The 14,557-nt window shown below is 73.5% G+C and carries 15 protein-coding genes; 7 read left to right on the top strand and 8 right to left on the bottom strand.

Annotated features, from left to right (window positions below; all coding sequences use genetic code 11):
- Positions 1 to 638: urease subunit gamma (ureA, locus tag ABH931_RS17350; RefSeq protein WP_370114125.1), on the bottom strand; the 638-nt coding region annotated here is incomplete at its 3' end.
- A 154-nt stretch (positions 639 to 792) separates the two neighbouring features.
- Positions 793 to 1,794: a UDP-glucose 4-epimerase GalE gene (gene galE, locus ABH931_RS17345; protein ID WP_370114123.1), complete on the bottom strand. Its 1,002-nt coding sequence runs from the start codon at positions 1,792 to 1,794 to the stop codon at positions 793 to 795.
- A gap of 289 nt (positions 1,795 to 2,083) precedes the next feature.
- On the opposite strand from galE, the gene ABH931_RS17340 reads away from it, so the two are divergent.
- Positions 2,084 to 4,381 (top strand): SpoIIE family protein phosphatase, encoded by a 2,298-nt coding sequence (locus ABH931_RS17340; RefSeq protein WP_370114121.1) that lies wholly within the window; start codon positions 2,084 to 2,086, stop codon positions 4,379 to 4,381.
- On the opposite strand, the gene ABH931_RS17335 is transcribed toward ABH931_RS17340, so the two are convergent.
- On the bottom strand, positions 4,382 to 4,570 hold the full coding sequence (locus ABH931_RS17335) for a DUF1272 domain-containing protein (RefSeq protein ID WP_370114120.1): 189 nt from the start codon (positions 4,568 to 4,570) through the stop codon (positions 4,382 to 4,384).
- Positions 4,571 to 4,776: 206 nt separating this feature from the next.
- On the opposite strand from ABH931_RS17335, the gene ABH931_RS17330 reads away from it, so the two are divergent.
- From ABH931_RS17330 to ABH931_RS17315, 4 genes are all read left to right on the top strand, one after another.
- Positions 4,777 to 5,058, top strand: coding sequence for a hypothetical protein (locus ABH931_RS17330; RefSeq protein ID WP_370114118.1), 282 nt, complete (start codon positions 4,777 to 4,779; stop codon positions 5,056 to 5,058).
- Between the two features lie 125 nt (positions 5,059 to 5,183).
- Positions 5,184 to 6,887, top strand: coding sequence for an APC family permease (locus tag ABH931_RS17325; RefSeq protein ID WP_370114116.1), 1,704 nt, complete (start codon positions 5,184 to 5,186; stop codon positions 6,885 to 6,887).
- Positions 6,888 to 6,910: 23 nt separating this feature from the next.
- On the top strand, positions 6,911 to 8,305 hold the full coding sequence (locus ABH931_RS17320; RefSeq protein WP_370114114.1) for an L-serine ammonia-lyase: 1,395 nt from the start codon (positions 6,911 to 6,913) through the stop codon (positions 8,303 to 8,305).
- A gap of 31 nt (positions 8,306 to 8,336) precedes the next feature.
- Entirely contained in the window at positions 8,337 to 8,630 is a 294-nt protein-coding gene (locus ABH931_RS17315; protein ID WP_370114112.1) for a WhiB family transcriptional regulator, read from the top strand.
- A gap of 233 nt (positions 8,631 to 8,863) precedes the next feature.
- On the opposite strand, the gene ABH931_RS17310 is transcribed toward ABH931_RS17315, so the two are convergent.
- Entirely contained in the window at positions 8,864 to 9,466 is a 603-nt protein-coding gene (locus ABH931_RS17310) for a TetR family transcriptional regulator (protein WP_370114110.1), read from the bottom strand.
- Positions 9,467 to 9,583: 117 nt separating this feature from the next.
- On the opposite strand from ABH931_RS17310, the gene ABH931_RS17305 reads away from it, so the two are divergent.
- Positions 9,584 to 9,880 (top strand): hypothetical protein, encoded by a 297-nt coding sequence (locus ABH931_RS17305; protein WP_370114108.1) that lies wholly within the window; start codon positions 9,584 to 9,586, stop codon positions 9,878 to 9,880.
- On the opposite strand, the gene ABH931_RS17300 is transcribed toward ABH931_RS17305, so the two are convergent.
- The 4 genes from ABH931_RS17300 to moaA all read right to left on the bottom strand — a co-directional run bounded on the left by ABH931_RS17300 (position 9,871) and on the right by moaA (position 13,841).
- Positions 9,871 to 10,836, bottom strand: a complete 966-nt coding sequence (locus ABH931_RS17300; RefSeq protein ID WP_370114106.1) for a DUF2637 domain-containing protein — start codon at positions 10,834 to 10,836, stop codon at positions 9,871 to 9,873. The two genes, ABH931_RS17305 and ABH931_RS17300, sit on opposite strands and share 10 nt — an antisense overlap.
- Before the next feature lie 163 nt (positions 10,837 to 10,999).
- Positions 11,000 to 11,773: a hypothetical protein gene (locus ABH931_RS17295; protein ID WP_370114104.1), complete on the bottom strand. Its 774-nt coding sequence runs from the start codon at positions 11,771 to 11,773 to the stop codon at positions 11,000 to 11,002.
- Between the two features lie 90 nt (positions 11,774 to 11,863).
- On the bottom strand, positions 11,864 to 12,652 hold the full coding sequence (locus ABH931_RS17290) for a hypothetical protein (RefSeq protein ID WP_370114102.1): 789 nt from the start codon (positions 12,650 to 12,652) through the stop codon (positions 11,864 to 11,866).
- A gap of 178 nt (positions 12,653 to 12,830) precedes the next feature.
- On the bottom strand, positions 12,831 to 13,841 hold the full coding sequence (gene moaA, locus ABH931_RS17285) for a GTP 3',8-cyclase MoaA (protein ID WP_370114100.1): 1,011 nt from the start codon (positions 13,839 to 13,841) through the stop codon (positions 12,831 to 12,833).
- Positions 13,842 to 13,980: 139 nt separating this feature from the next.
- Here moaA and ABH931_RS17280 point away from each other — a divergent pair, with 139 nt between their 5' ends.
- The gene (locus ABH931_RS17280) at positions 13,981 to 14,550 is read left to right on the top strand and encodes an NTP transferase domain-containing protein (RefSeq protein ID WP_370114143.1); all 570 of its coding nucleotides are present in this window, start codon (positions 13,981 to 13,983) and stop codon (positions 14,548 to 14,550) included.
- The last annotated feature ends 7 nt before the right edge of the window (positions 14,551 to 14,557 follow it).

The following is a 14,557-nucleotide window of genomic DNA, read 5'->3' as shown; positions in this document are numbered from 1 at the left end:
CGGGCGCCGGGGGCGTCGAGCGGGCCGTCGACCAGTCCGGCGAAGCCGATGGCGACCCGCTCGCCGCCGATCGGCACGAGGCCGACCTCGACGACCGCGCCCGCGTCGAAGCGGACCGAGGACCCGGCCGGGACGGCGAGTCGCAGGCCGAACGCGGCCGCGCGGTCGAACGCCAGGCGCGGGTTGGTCTCGAAGAAGTGGAAGTGCGAGGTCACGGTGACCGGCACGGGCGCGGTGTTGCGCACCGGCAGGACCACGACCGGCTCCGCCGGCTCGTAACCGGCACCCGAACCCGGCAGCTTGGCGCCCGGCGCGTCCGCGCCCAGCGAGCCCTCGCCGCGGAACGGGTCGTCGATGACGCACAGGCGCGTGCCGTCCTCGAACACCGCCTCGACCTGGAGGGTGGTGACCACGTCGGCCACGCCCGGCAGCACGTCCTTCGCGGACAGGACGGTGCGGCCGGCCTCGATCGCCTCGGCCAGCCGCCTGCCGTCGCGGGCGGCCTCGCAGACGGTGTCCGCGATCAGCGCGGTCGCCTCCGGCACGTTCAGCCGCAGGCCGCGCGCCCGCCGGGCGCGCGCCAGTTCCGCCGCTGAGAACAACAGCAGCCGGTCCCGTTCAGTCGGAGTCAATCGCACGGTGCCTCGCAGTTTAGAACGCCGTTCAAACGTCCCTCGCATTGAACCTCCCGCAGCGCCGCCTGTCCAGCCGACGGTCCCGGAACACGCGTGGGCACCCGCCCGGATCAGCCGGACGGGTGCCCACGACGAGGGAGGGGACGGGGGCGGGCTGCTACAGCCCCAGCAGCGCCTCGCGGCGGTCGAACCAGGCCAGGGTGTCGGCGATGCCCTGCTCCAGCGAGAGCTCGGCGCGCCAGCCCAGCAGCCGCTCCGCCTTCCCGGTACGGGTGAACGCGCCCGCGTTGTCGCCCGGACGCGGCGGTGCCTCCTCCAGTGCCGGCCGCTCGCCGGTGACGGTCTCGAAGGCGGCGATCAGCTCACGGACCGTGGTGCCCTGCCCGGTGCCCAGGTTGATCACCTCGTAGCAGCCGGGGCCGTCCAGCGGCAGCACCTCGTCGAAGCGCTGCACGGCCGCGACGTGGGCCCGCGCGAGGTCCCAGACGTGGACGTAGTCGCGGATGCCGCTGCCGTCGCGGGTGGGCCAGTCGGTGCCGGTGATCAGGAACGGCAGGCCGTTGGCGCGCGCCTGGATCAGCTTGCCGAGCGCGTGGGAGGGGAGCGCCACCTGCAGTCCGGTGCGCAGCTCCGGGTCGGCGCCGACGGGGTTGAAGTAGCGCAGCGAGAGCACGCGCAGCGCGGTGGCCTGGGCGGTGTCCTTGAAGACCAGCTCGTTGACCATCTTGGTGCGGGCGTAGGGCGAGAGCGGGTCGAGCTCGGAGTTCTCGTCGACCGAGAAGTCGTCCCCGGCGGTGTAGATCGAGGCCGAGGAGCTGAAGAGCAGGCGGTCGCAGCCGTTGCGCAGCAGGTGCTCGGTCAGTGCGACGGTCTTGGCGACGTTGACGTGGTAGTAGCGCAGCGGCTGGGCCACGGACTCGGGGACGACGATCAGCGCGGCACAGTGGATCGTCGCGCCGATCTCGGGATGTTCCTCGAAGATCCGGTCGATCAGCTCGCCGTCGGCGATGTCGCCCTCGTAGAACGCACGGCCCTCGGTGAACTCCACCCGCCCGGTCACCAGGTTGTCGAGCAGCACGGGCGTGATCCCCGCGTCCAGGCAGGCCGAGGCGACCGTGCTGCCGATGAAACCCGCGCCGCCGGTGATCAGGACCTTCACGTTCTCGTTCCCCTCCGTAGGTGGACGAGGCGCCGCGAGGGCGCCTCAGAATCCCCGACGTTCCAGCCTTCGTGATGGTTCCGTGATCGATGGGAGATCTTCCGGTGACCGGGGGAGGGAGCGGCAAGGGGGATCGGGGCGCGCGCCGCCATTGCCGCCAGGCATTTCTTCCGACAGGATGAAGTCCGGATATACACCCCAAGATCCACCGTTCCCGCTCCGAGCTGGGACAATGGGAGAGCAAGTAGCCGCGCACACCCGACGCGGCCCCGGGCAGGGCAGGAGAACGATGGCGCCAAGGCCGCAGTCGCCGCGGCTCCCCCAGCCCGCGCACGGCTCCCCGCAGCCCGGCCGACCGCGGCACAGCCAGGCACCGGACTGGCTCGAGCCGGCGATGGCGGCCAACGGCATCGGTTCGTGGCACTGGGACATCCGCGCCGACCGCATCGTCTGCGACGAGCGCGCTCTCGCGATCCTCGGCCTCCAGGAGGTCGAGCCCGAGGCGGCCCTGCAGGCCCTGCAACAGGCGGGCGCGCCGGCGTCGGTGCCCGCGGCCGCCGTTCCGCCGATCCCGGCCACGCTGCCGACCGCCGCCACGGCCGTCCTGCCGGGCGGCCGCACCCCGCAGGCGTCGATCACCGCGGACGAGTTCCTCGCGCTGCTGCATCCCGAGGACGCGCCGATCGTCAAGCGCCGCGTCGAGCGGGCGATCGCCGAGCTCGGCCAGTGCGGCGCCTACTACCGCACCGTCTTCCCCAGCGGCGAGCTGCACGCCGTCCGGTTCCGCGGCCGGGTGCTGGCCGACGAGCAGGGCCGGCCGACCCACATGGTCGGCTTCGTCTGGGACGCCACCGTCGAGCTGCACAAGCGCCGCCGCGCCGACCACGCCGCGACCGTGCGCGAGGAGCGCACGCTCTTCATCCGAGAGGCCGCCAAGGCCCTGTCCGAGGCGGTGACCACCGCCGACGTCGCCCGCGTCTTCACCGAGCTGCCGCTGCCCGGCATCCCGCCGGACGGCCTGGTCCTCGCGGTCCTCGAGAGCGGCCGGATCCAGATCCTGGCCGCCTCCGGCTACGACGGCCAGTCGCGTCCCCCGCACGACCACGTGCCGCTGGACGCCGACCACCCCGCCGCACTCGCCCTGCGCACCCGTACGCCCGTCTTCCTGGCCAGCCAGGAGGAGTACCGCCAGCGGTTCCCGGTGGCGTGGCCGCCGGTCAACGGCCACCCCCGCCACGCCTGGGCCTTTCTGCCGCTCGTCGCGAGCGGGCGTCCGCTCGGGGTCTGCCTGGTCAGCTTCGACGAGAACCGCTCGCTCGACTACGAGGAGCGGACCCTGCTCTCCACCCTCGGCGGCCTGGTCGGCCAGTCCCTGGCGCGGGCCCGCCTGCACGACGCCGAACACGAGCTGGCCGCCGGCCTGCAGCGGGTGCTGCTGCCCAGACGCGTGCCGCCGGTCCCCGGCTTCGAGTCCGTGGCCCGCTACCTGCCCGCCGGGACCGGCCTGCAGATCGGCGGCGACTGGTACGACGTCGTCGCGCTCCCGGGCGGCCACGTCGGCGTCGTGATCGGCGACGTCCAGGGCCACGACGTGCACGCCGCGGGCGTCATGGGCCAGCTGCGGATCGCCCTGCGCGCCTACGCCGCCGAGGGCCACCCGCCCGCCGCGGTGATGACCCGCGCCTCCCGCTTCCTGGCCGACCTGGACACCGGCCACTTCGCCACCTGCCTGTACGCCGAGGTGAACGTCGACTACGGCGCCGTCTACGCGGTCCGGGCCGGTCACCTCAACCCGCTGATCCGCCGCGCCGACGGCAGCACCGCCGTCCAGCACGTCGACGGCGGCCTGCCGCTCGGCGTCGACCCCGACCAGGGCTACATGGTCAGCCGGTTCACCCTCGACCCCGGTGACGTGCTGCTGCTCTGCACCGACGGACTCGTCGAGACCCGCCGGGTCGACCTCGACGAGGGCATGGAACGCCTGCGCCGCGTCGTCACCGGCGGCAGGGACACGATCGGCAGTGCCGCGGGCCAGGACGCCGACCTGTCGGCCCTGGCCGACCGGATCGCCCGCTCCGCGGCGGACAGCGCCGAACGCGACGACGACGTGGCCCTGCTGCTGCTCCGCTGGGAGGGCCTGACCGCCTCCCGCCCGCGTGAGCAACTGCGCCGCCGCATCGGCCAGGCGGACCTGGCCCGCATCGCCGAGGTCCGCGCGGAGCTGCGCGACGCGGTCCGGCGTTGGGGAGTCGGCGAACTCTCGGACACCGTCGAGCTGTTGGCCTCGGAGCTGGTCACCAACGCGCTCGTGCACACCGACCGTGACGCGATGCTCACCGCCCGCCTCACCCGCGACCCCGACACCGGCCAGGGCCGCCTGCGCATCGAGGTCGTGGACGACTCCGACCAGTGGCCCAAGCGCCGCACCCCGGGCGAACAGGCCTCCTCGGGCCGCGGCCTGATGCTCGTCGAGGCCCTGAGCGACGCCTGGGGCGTCGAACCGAACGGCGTCGGCAAACGGATGTGGTTCGAGCTGGTCGCGGAAGAACCGCTCGACCCCGCCCGCGACGAGCCGACGGGCTCCTAGCTACGCCTGAGGGAGTGCCCGACGGGGCCGCACCACGAGTTCGCCGCCGCAGTTGGGGCAGACGTGGTCCATGGCCTCGCTGCAGGCCGGGCAGAAGGTGCACTCGTGGGAGCAGATCCGCGCCACCGCGTCGTGCGGCAGTGCCGCGGTTCCGCACCGTTCGCAGAGGGCGCGCATCTCGAGGGACATGAGAGGGATCTCCTGTGAGGTCGGGTGTCCGCCGGTCGCGGGTCGGACGCCATTCTGGACAGAAAGATCTTGAGGAGCAAGCGCCCGGACGCGCGGGCACGGGGCGATGGTCACCCGCCGGCGGGACGAACGACCCGGTCGGGGCGGGGCGCGGGGTGCGAGGGTTCAGGTGGACCGGTACCCGGCAGCGGAGAAGGAGAGACACCATGACGCCCCGACACAGTGGCGACCAGCCCGAGACCAACGAGCTGGACTGGACCGCGGGTGCCCTGTGCGCCGTGCTGGCGGCGTTCCTCCTCGTCGCCGCCGAGGGACACTCGGCCGTCCACCCGTGGGCGTGGACGCTGGTCGCCCTGGCGGCGGTGGCCATCGCGGGCGCCTGGTGGCGGGTCGCCCGGCACGGGTTGGTCCGGGCGCGCGGCTGGCTCGCCGCCGTGCTCGCGCACGGCTCGCTGGCCGGGGCCCTGGCGCTTCTGGTCGCCGCATAGCGCCTGACGTTCTACGGACCTAGGCCCCGGGCGTTCGGGCTCTGCGTCCCTGCCGTGCCGGCCGGAGCGCTGCCTAACGTCGAGTGCGTACCAGTACCTCGACGAGCGGGTGAACGCGCGTGGACATGAGCGCAGGCAACAGGAAGGGCATCAGTCTCTTCGCCCTGGTGATGATCGGCATCGGGTCGATCTTCGGATCGGGCTGGCTGTTCGGAGCAGGTTCGGCGGCACAGGTGGCCGGGCCGGCGGCGATCGTCGCCTGGGTGCTCGGGGCGGTGTTCATGGGCCTGATCGCCATGTCCTACGCCGAGGTCGGCGCCGCCTACCCGATCCCCGGCGGCATGGCCCGCTACGGACACCTCTCCCACGGGCCGGTGCTCGGCTTCCTGACCGGATGGGCGGTCTGGCTCGCCGTCGGCGCGCTGATCCCGATCGAGTCGATCGCCGCGACGCAGTACATGTCGTCGTGGAACCTCGGCTGGGCGCACGCGCTCTTCGACGACGGCGCGCACCGGCTGACCTTCGCGGGCCAGGGCGTGGCGCTGGTACTGACGGTCGCGCTGTGGCTGGTCTGCTTCTGGTCCGTGCAGTTCCTGGCCCGGGTCAACATCGCGCTGACGCTCTTCAAGTTCGTCATCCCGCTGCTGACCGTCGCCGCGCTGATCGCCTCGGGGTTCCACACCGGCAACTTCTCCAGCGCGGGCGGGTTCGCCCCCTACGGGTGGTCGGCGGTGCTGACCGCGATCACCACCAGCGGCGTGGTCTTCGCCTTCAACGGCTTCCAGGCCGTGGTCAACCTCGGCGGCTCGGCGAAGAACCCGGGCAAGGCCATCCCGCGCGCACTGCTCCTCGCACTCGGGCTCGGCCTGGTCATCTACCTGGCCCTCCAGGTGGCCTTCATCGGCGCGGTCCCGCCGGACCAGCTCGCCGCAGGCGGCTGGCACGGCGTCAACTTCCACTCGCCGTTCGCGGACCTCGCCAAGGTGCTGATGCTCCACTGGGTCGTCACCATGCTTCAGTTCGGTGCCTTCGTCTCGCCCGCCGGCTCGAACATCGCCAACGTCGCCTCCTCCGCCTACATGGTGCAGAACCTGGCCGAGACCGGCTTCTTCCCGAAGAAGCTCACCCAGGTCCACCCCGTCTACGGCACCGCCCGCCCCGCGATGTGGCTCAACCTCGCCTTCTCGGTGGTGCTGCTGCTCGCCGTCGGCCACAGCTGGAACGCGCTGGCCGCCGTCGTCTCCGCGGTGATGGTGATCTCCTATCTCATCGGCCCGATCGCGGTCGGGGTGTTCCGGATCACCAAGCCGGACCTGCCGAGGCCCTTCCGGCTGCCGTTCGCCGGCGTGCTCTGCCCGCTGACCTTCGCCTGTGCGGCCCTCGCCCTGTACTGGTCGAAGTGGCCCAACACCGGTCTGTGCGTGGCCCTGACCCTGATCGCCGTGCCGATCGCGGTGCTCGTGCTGATGCGCCGTGGCGAGCGCGACCTGCGCGGACAGCTGGCACCGGCGTGGTGGATGGTCGGGTTCCTGGGCTGGATGGCGCTGCTGTCCGCCCTGGGCAGCAAGGACTTCGGCGGCAGCGGGCTGCTTCCGAACGGGGTCGACATGGCGATGGTCGCCGTCAGCGCGGTCGGCTTCTACTACCTGGCCGTCGCGGCGGGCCTGCGCGCCCACCGGCGCGGCCTGCCGGGGCCGGACCCGGTGCTGAACGCCGCGCCGGTCGCCGCCGCGGCTACGGACGCCGGGCCGAGCACCCGCCTCGTGCCGGTCGGCCACGTGACGACCGGTGCCCGGGACGGTTCCTTCCCGGCCGACATCGACGCCTGAGCGACGGAAGGCAGCACAGACAGATGGACATCTCCGTCCTCGACCTCTTCTCCATCGGCATCGGCCCCTCCAGCTCCCACACCGTGGGACCGATGCGGGCCGCCGGGATCTTCGCCGAGGAGCTCGACCGCCAGGGCCTGGCCGCGCGCACCGAGCGCGTCCGGTGCGAGCTGTTCGGCTCGCTCGGCGCCACCGGCCGGGGCCACCACACCGACAAGGCCGTTCTGTTGGGGCTCGCCGGACACGCGCCGCAGCTGGTGGACCCCGACCTCGCGGACCTCGAGTTCCGTGCCGTCCACGACACCCACCGGCTGACCCTGGCCGGTGGGCACGGGATCGGCTTCGACCCCGGCACCGACCTCGTCCTGCACACCGACCGCGAACTGCCCTACCACTCCAACGCGATGAGGCTCGTCGCCGAGGACGCCGCGGGTCGGGCGCTGAGCGAGAAGGTCTACTACTCGGTCGGCGGCGGCTTCGTCGTCGACGAGGACGAGCGCTGCGCCGACCCCGGGCACGGCGTCTCCGCGACACCACCGCCGTACCCGTTCACGGACACGCGCGAGCTGCTCGCGCTGACCCGTGCCACCGGACTGCCCATCTCCCGGATCGTCCTGGCGAACGAGGGCGCGGGCCGTGAGGAGAGCGAGGTGCTGGCCGCCCTCGCCCGGATCTGGGTGGTCATGGACGGCGCGATCGAGCGCGGCCTGACCCGCGAGGGCATCCTGCCGGGTGGCCTCGGCGTGCGCCGTCGCGCGGCCGCCGCGGCGCGCCGGCTCCGCGCGGAGGGCGACCCGGCACACCCCGGCGCGCTCGCCACCGACTGGGCCACGGTCCATGCCATGGCGGTCAGCGAGGAGAACGCGGCCGGCGGCCGCGTGGTCACCGCGCCGACCAACGGTGCGGCCGGGGTGCTGCCGGCCGTGCTGCGGTACTGCCTGGACGCCCACCCGGCCGGATCGGCCCAGCCCGAACAGGCCGACGCCGTGGCGCGGTTCCTGCTCACGGCCGGCGCGTTCGGGCAGCTGCTCAAGCGGAACGCGTCCATCTCGGGAGCCGAGGTCGGCTGCCAGGGGGAGATCGGCTCGGCCTGCGCCATGGCAGCGGCCGGCCTGGCCGAGGTGCTCGGCGGCTCGGCCGAGCAGGTGGAGAACGCCGCGGAGATCGCCATGGAGCACAACCTCGGCCTGACCTGCGACCCGGTCGCCGGGTTGGTCCAGATCCCGTGCGTGGAACGCAACGGGATGGGCGCGATCAAGGCCGTCGCCGCCGCCCGGATGGCGCTGCGCGGCGACGGTCACCACCGCGTCGGCTTCGACGAGGTGATGGCCACGATGATGCAGACCGGCCGCGACATGCACACCAAGTACCGCGAGACCGCGCGCGGCGGCCTCGCCGTCCACGTCAGCCGTTGCTGACCCTCCGACGACGACGCATCCCGGGAGCGACATGAACGCCTCGCACGTCTTCTCGTTCGTCCCGCCGACCACGGAGGGCGTGCTGCCCTGCACCCGGGACCCGGACCTCTTCTTCGCCCCCGACGGCACCGAGTCGACGGCGGAGCGTGCCCTGCGCGTCGAGGGCGCCCGGCGGCTGTGCGGCGAGTGCCCCCACGAGCGGCGCCGCCTCTGCCGCGCCTGGGCGCACCTTCGTCGCGAGTGGGGCATCTGGGGCGGGCGGACCGAGCAGGAGAACGGCTACGCACCGGCCGCGCACACCCTGATGGGACGCGGTCGCAGCTGACCCCTGATCGGCCGATCAGAGGGTGCGGCGGCTCGCGGCTCCGAGCAGGCCGGCTGCCATGACCACCGCGCCGAAGGCACAGCCGACCGAAGGCGCCGAGGCTGCCGCGAAGACCCCTGCCGCGAAGCCCGCTGCCGCGTCCGCGCGGCCACCATCTCCACGCGATCACGGAGGAGTACCGCAAGGAGTACGCGGCCTCCGTCGCCCGGCGCTGACCCGCTCGCGCGCCGCGCTCAGGCGGGCCCGGTGAGGCGGCGGGCGAGCAGGACGAGGGCGTCGCGGTCGTCGGCCGGCCGGGGCTGCGGGGTGGTGGCCAGCAGCAGCCGGGCGATCTGGGGCAGGGTGAACCAGGCGGCGGTGAGGGAGATGACGGCCCAGGTCAGGTGGGCGGCGTCGACGTCGTCGGTGAGCGCACCCATGGCCTGGGCGTCGGCGACGGCCTGCACCTTCTCGGTGTAGTGGGCCTGGCGTTCGGCGCGGGCGACGAGCGCCTCGAGGGCCGGGGCGACGCCGTGCTGGAGGCCCTCCCAGGCCAGCAGGCGGGTGAAGTGCGGGTTCGCCCGGTGGTAGTCGTAGACGCGGCCCGCGTAGTCCCCCAGGTCCTTGGCCAGCTCGGCCGAGAGCGGGACGGCGGCGGCCAGTTTGGCCAGCTCGGAGGCCAGCACGGCGGCGAAGAGCCGGTCCTTGTTCCCGAAGTACTGGTAGATGCGCTCCTTGTTCACCCCCGCTCGCGTCGCGACCCGGGCGATCCGCGCGCCGTCGGGGCCGTGCTCGGCGAACTCCTCGACGGCGGCGTCGAGGAGGAGCTGCTTCGTGCGTGCGGTGTCCCATGCCATGGAGACCACCCTAGCGCCGAATCCAACCAACTGGTTGGACATGGGCGCGAGGTCGTGCCAGACTCCAACCAGTTGGTTGGAAATGGCAGTAGGTCATCGCACCAGGGGGAGTCATCCATGAGCACCACCGTCACCACGGGCACCGCCACGACCGGCACCGCCCAGCGCACCGCACCGTCCGTGCACCGTCGTGCACTGATCACCTGGCTGGCCGTCTACCCCAGCATCACGGTCGCGTTCCTGCTGCTGGGCCCGTACACCGCCCACCTGCCGCTCGCGCTGCGCACGCTGGTCATGACGGCGATCGTGGTACCCGCCGTTGTCTACGTGCTGGTGCCGATACTGCTCACGGCCAACCACAAGGCCGCGGCCGCGGCGGGGGCCCGGCGCGTACGCCGTGGCGCTCAGCCGTAGAGCTTCTCCAGGTCCTTGAGCTTCTTCTCCAGTGAGTCCCAGGCGCTGGCCCGGGGGACCGCCGGCATGCTGAGGGTGTCGTCCTCGGCCGTCAGGTCGAAGACCCGCTCGGGAGCCGCCGTCTCCGGCCTTATGGCGGGCTCCCCGGAGCTCGCCTCGTCCCCCCGGGCGGCGGCGCCGGAACGGGGCAGCTGCGGCATCCGCCGCCCGCCGCCGAGGGCGTGCAGCTGCGGCCGCTCGTCCTCGCGCCGGTGCATCCGCGCGCGGCGCTCCTCGCGCACCTCCTCGACGGCCTCGTCGAGGCTGCGGACGTTCTCCAGCAGCATCAACGACCATGCGGCGTAGGTCTCCCGGGGTGCGCGCAGCCACCGCACCACCCGGATCTGTGGCAGCGGCCGCGGCACGAGGCCCTGCTCGCGCAGGGCCGCCTTGCGGGTCTGCTTCAGCGCGCGGTCGAAGAGGATCGCCGCGGAGAGGGACATGCCCGCGAAGAACTGGGGCGCTCCGCTGTGGTCGATCCCGCGCGGCGCGTGCACCCAGTTGAACCAGGCCGAGGCGGCGGCGAACGCCCACACGAGGCTGCGCGATCCGAGCGCCGCGTCGCCGTGGCTGGCCTCCCGCACGGCCAGCACCGAGCAGAACATGGCCGCGCCGTCCAGCCCGAACGGGACGAGGTACTCCCAGCCGCCGCTCAGTCCGAGGTTCTGGACGCCGAAGCCGACCAGGCCGTGGAAGGAGAGCGCGGCCGCGACGGCCGCGCAGCAGAACAGCAGCACGTAGGAGGCCGAGCCGTAGACGGTCTCCTTCCGCCTGCGGCGCTCCTCGCTCCGCTCCCAGCTGTCCCCGCCCTGCGTGCGCCCCGCACGGGCCCGCAGCACGACCAGCAGTACGGACACCACCAGCAGCAGCGCCGCGAGCGTCAGTACCCACCCCAGCGCGCCGTCGCTCACTCGCATCGTCGCCTCGTCTCCTCCCGCTCCCGGCAGGCCGCCGGAGGCGGGACCATCCTGACGGAGCAGCAGAGACGATCATGTGGATTTGGGACGGATGCACCTGTACGAGTGAACGTCCGGTTGCCACCCCCAGAGCGCCGCGCCCCCGGCGGAGTGCAACGTCCCCTCAGTCCAGGGTGAGCCAGATCGGGGTGCCGGCGAAGGCGCGGGACAAGCGGCGGGCCTCGGCGCGGAGTTGGGTGGCCTCGGCGGTGGGGGAGACCTCTGCCAGCGCCGCGAGGGCCGGCGCCACGCCGATGGCGAAGCCCGTCTCCTCGCGCAGGCGGAGCGACTCGGCGTAGCCGTGGCGCGCGCCGGCGAGGTTGCCGTCCTCCTGGGCGATCGCCCCCAGGTAGCGCCAGGTGTACGAGAGCAGGTGCGTGTCCTGCTGCTGCTCCGCGCCCGCGTGGGCCCGCCGGTAGGCCGTGCGCGCGGCGTTCCCGTCGCCGAGGAGGCCGTGCGCGATCAGACCGCGGCGGAAGTCGAGCAGCGGGCGGGCCGGATCCTCCGGCGGCAGCATCGCCGAGGCACGGCCGAGCGCGGCCTGGGCCTCGTCGAGGCGGTCGTGCACCTTCAACACCGTTGCGGCATAAGCGAGGAAGCCTCGCGCGCAGGCGGCCGCCGCGCGTCCGCGGTTGTCGCGGACCACCGCCTCCGCCGCACGCAGCGCGCCCTCCGCGTCGTCCCAGTCGGCACCGGTGAAGAACGCCGCCTCGATCAGCAGCTCCGCGCGTTCCACCGCGGCCTCCGGCGAGTCGCCGATCAGCGCTGCCGCCGCGGCCCAGCAGCCGCGTGAGCGCAGCAGCCAGACCTGTCCGGTGCGGGCGGTGTGCTGTTCCGGGAGGTGCGCCGACGCGGGGGTCTGGGAGGCCCGGGACCGCTGCTGCTCGGACAAGGACACGCCTTCGCCCCTCACTGCGACCGCTGTCGGCCGCCCATTGGTCGCCCTCGGTGACGGTCATTCAACACGCGGGCCGCGACCCGCGCCAGATCATGGACGCGAGGAGTTGCGCACCAACTCCCGTGCCGCCGTGTTGACCGCCTGCGGCATGCCCGTCAGATCAAGCTCGAAGAGGGCCACCAGCAGCTGGTCGGCCCGGTTGCGGGCCTCCAGCGAATAACCCGCGAGGGTGAACATCGCCGGGATCAGCTCGTCACCGTGAAGAGTGTTGAGCCACAGGCACTCCACCGCCCGCAGGTCGGCGGGCTCGGTCCAGGTGTCGACCTGCGCGACGATCGTCGGGCCGAGCAGGCAGACGCCCTCGCGGTCCTGCGAGTCGGAGACCTCCAGCTCGCCGAAGCCGAGCCACTCCAGGTAGCGGGCGGCGGCGAGCACCGCGTCGTCGGAGGTGCGGACCGGGTGCGGCAGGAACGGCTTGCGTGCGAGCGCGCGCGGCGGCTGGGCCGGGCGGACCGCCGAGACCGGCGCCGGGCCGGGTTGCATCGGACGCACCGGCTGGACGGGCTGCACCGGCGCGGGACCGCCGCCGGTGGGGCCCACCGTGCTCGGGCGCCGGGTGGTGTCGACGGGGAGCCGGACCGTGGCCCCGCAGCCGCAGGTGAACTCCGGCTGCGGCCACTGCTCGGACCGCCCGCAGGAGGGGCACCGCATGCTGAGCCAGGAGTCCTCCCAGGAGCGGAACCGCACCTGGACCGGGACGCCCCCCTGCAACAGCGGGATCTTGAGCGCCGCCCCGCACGGGCACGGGAACACCGGCGGCTCGTAGGCGTGCTCCCGCCTGCAGCTGGGGCAGCGGACGGGCTTGGGTGAGCCTGACATGAGGGACCGTCCGTTCCTTCCGAGGCCGGGGCGAGGCCGGGACGTCGTACCTGAGACTACGCCGCGGGCGCGTTCCCGGTTCCATGCTCCCCGATCTCACCGGTGAGCGGAATCCTCATCCGCGCCAGAAACCCGCCGGAACCTGTCCTCGCGATCTGTCGCCGTCCTGTCCGCGGCCCTATCCGCCGATGGCGGACATCGGCCGGGCCGGGCGCTGGAAGTCGGCGCTGCCGATGGCGTGCCCCGCGCCCTTGCCGGTGATGCAGGCCCGCCAGGCCGCCTCGATCCGGTCGTCGTCCGCGCCGCCGCGCAGCAGCGCGCGCAGGTCGGACTCGTCGGTGGCGAAGAGGCAGTTGCGCAGCTGGCCGTCGGCGGTGAGCCGGACCCGGTCGCAGCCGCCGCAGAAGGGCCGGGTGACGCTGGCGATCACGCCGATCGTCGCGTCGGTGCCCTCGACGCGCCACTGTTCCGCGGGGGCGTTGCCCTCGCGGGGGACGGGGCTGAGGGTGAACACGGTGCCGAGCGCGGCGAGGATCTCCTCCGCGGTGACCATCCGGGCCCGGTCCCAGGCGCCCTGGGCGTCCAGCGGCATCGACTCGATGAAGCGCAGCCGGTAGTCGTGCTCGACCGCCCAGGCCGCGAGGTCGGTGATCTCGTCGTCGTTGACCCCGCGCACCGGCACGGCGTTGACCTTGACCGGCGCGAGACCCGCACGGTGGGCGGCGGCGAGCCCGTCGAGGACGTCCGGGAGCCGGTCGCGGCGGGTGATCTGCCGGAACCGGTCCCGGCGCAGGGTGTCCAGGCTGACGTTGACCCGGTCCAGCCCGGCGGCGCGCAGCGGCTCGGCCTGACGGGCGAGGCCGATGCCGTTGGTGGTGAGCGAGAGCTCGGGGGCGTCCGGCAGCGAGGCGAAGGCGGCGACGAGGTCCGGGAGGCCCTTGCGCAGCAGCGGCTCGCCGCCGGTCAGGCGGAGTGAGCGGATGCCGAGCCGGGTGGTGGCGACGTGGGCCAGCCGCAACAGCTCCTCGTCGGTGAGCAGGTCCGGCTTGGGCAGCCAGTCCAGCCCCTCGGCGGGCATGCAGTACGTGCAGCGCAGGTTGCAGCGGTCGGTGAGGGAGATCCGCAGGTCCGTGTGGACCCGGCCGAAGCGGTCCAGGAGCGGGCGCGGAGGGGCGGTGCGTGGCTGCATCCGGCCAGTAGAACGGCCGGGGGGCGGGACGGTCCAGCGGGTGAAGCCCCGGTGAACGCCGCAGGTCCCCGTGGGCGGCTTGTGTGTTTCTCCAAGTACAGGGTGCGGGCGTCCGGGCCATGCTGGGACCGTGGACGACGTGATCGGACTGTTGCTGGCCGCGGGTGGCGGGCGGCGGATGGGGAATCGACCCAAGGCGCTGTTGGACTTCCGCGGGCGGCCCATGGTGGAGCACGCGCTCGGCGTGCTGCGGGCGGGCGGGTGCGCGCGGGTGCGGGTGGTGCTCGGCGCGGCGGCGCAGGAGGTGCTGGCCACGGCGGAGTTGGGCGACGCGGAGGTGGTGGTCAACCCGGACTGGGCGTCCGGGATGGGCTCCTCGCTCCGGGCCGGACTGGCGGGCCTGACCGCCGACGCGGCCCTGGTCGGCCTGGTGGACACACCGGGCGTCACGCCGGAGGCGGTGGCCAGGGTGATCGCCTCCGGCGCGGACCTCGCCGCCGCGAGCTACGGGGGCGAGCGTGGCCACCCGGTCCTGATCGGTTCGCGCCACTTCGCGGAGGCCCGCGAGGGAGCGGTCGGGGACGCGGGCGCGCGAGCGCTGCTGCGCGCGCACGCGGGGGAGCTGCGCCTGGTCGAGTGCGGCGACGTGGCCTCGCCCGACGACGTGGACACGCCCGAGCAGTTGGCCCGGCTGCGCGCGCGGTCTTGAGTCTCCA

It is taken from the genome of Streptacidiphilus sp. MAP12-33 (assembly GCF_041261265.1).
Lineage (GTDB): Bacteria > Actinomycetota > Actinomycetes > Streptomycetales > Streptomycetaceae > Streptacidiphilus.
The sequence above is the reverse complement of the archived record's forward strand: the minus strand, read 5'-3'. Positions and strand labels throughout refer to the sequence as shown.

What these genes read in the sequence shown, in the direction of transcription:
- ABH931_RS17325 (WP_370114116.1), top strand. Translation starts at nt 5,184, where the DNA reads ATGAGCGCAGGCAACAGGAAGGGCATCAGTCTCTTCGCCCTGGTGATG.
- ABH931_RS17305 (WP_370114108.1), top strand. Translation starts at nt 9,584, where the DNA reads ATGAGCACCACCGTCACCACGGGCACCGCCACGACCGGCACCGCCCAG.
- ABH931_RS17340 (WP_370114121.1), top strand. Translation starts at nt 2,084, where the DNA reads ATGGCGCCAAGGCCGCAGTCGCCGCGGCTCCCCCAGCCCGCGCACGGC.
- ABH931_RS17335 (WP_370114120.1), bottom strand. Translation starts at nt 4,570, where the DNA reads ATGTCCCTCGAGATGCGCGCCCTCTGCGAACGGTGCGGAACCGCGGCA.
- ABH931_RS17310 (WP_370114110.1), bottom strand. Translation starts at nt 9,466, where the DNA reads ATGGCATGGGACACCGCACGCACGAAGCAGCTCCTCCTCGACGCCGCC.
- ABH931_RS17315 (WP_370114112.1), top strand. Translation starts at nt 8,337, where the DNA reads ATGAACGCCTCGCACGTCTTCTCGTTCGTCCCGCCGACCACGGAGGGC.
- ABH931_RS17320 (WP_370114114.1), top strand. Translation starts at nt 6,911, where the DNA reads ATGGACATCTCCGTCCTCGACCTCTTCTCCATCGGCATCGGCCCCTCC.
- moaA (WP_370114100.1), bottom strand. Translation starts at nt 13,841, where the DNA reads ATGCAGCCACGCACCGCCCCTCCGCGCCCGCTCCTGGACCGCTTCGGC.
- ABH931_RS17330 (WP_370114118.1), top strand. Translation starts at nt 4,777, where the DNA reads ATGACGCCCCGACACAGTGGCGACCAGCCCGAGACCAACGAGCTGGAC.
- ABH931_RS17300 (WP_370114106.1), bottom strand. Translation starts at nt 10,836, where the DNA reads ATGCGAGTGAGCGACGGCGCGCTGGGGTGGGTACTGACGCTCGCGGCG.
- ABH931_RS17290 (WP_370114102.1), bottom strand. Translation starts at nt 12,652, where the DNA reads ATGTCAGGCTCACCCAAGCCCGTCCGCTGCCCCAGCTGCAGGCGGGAG.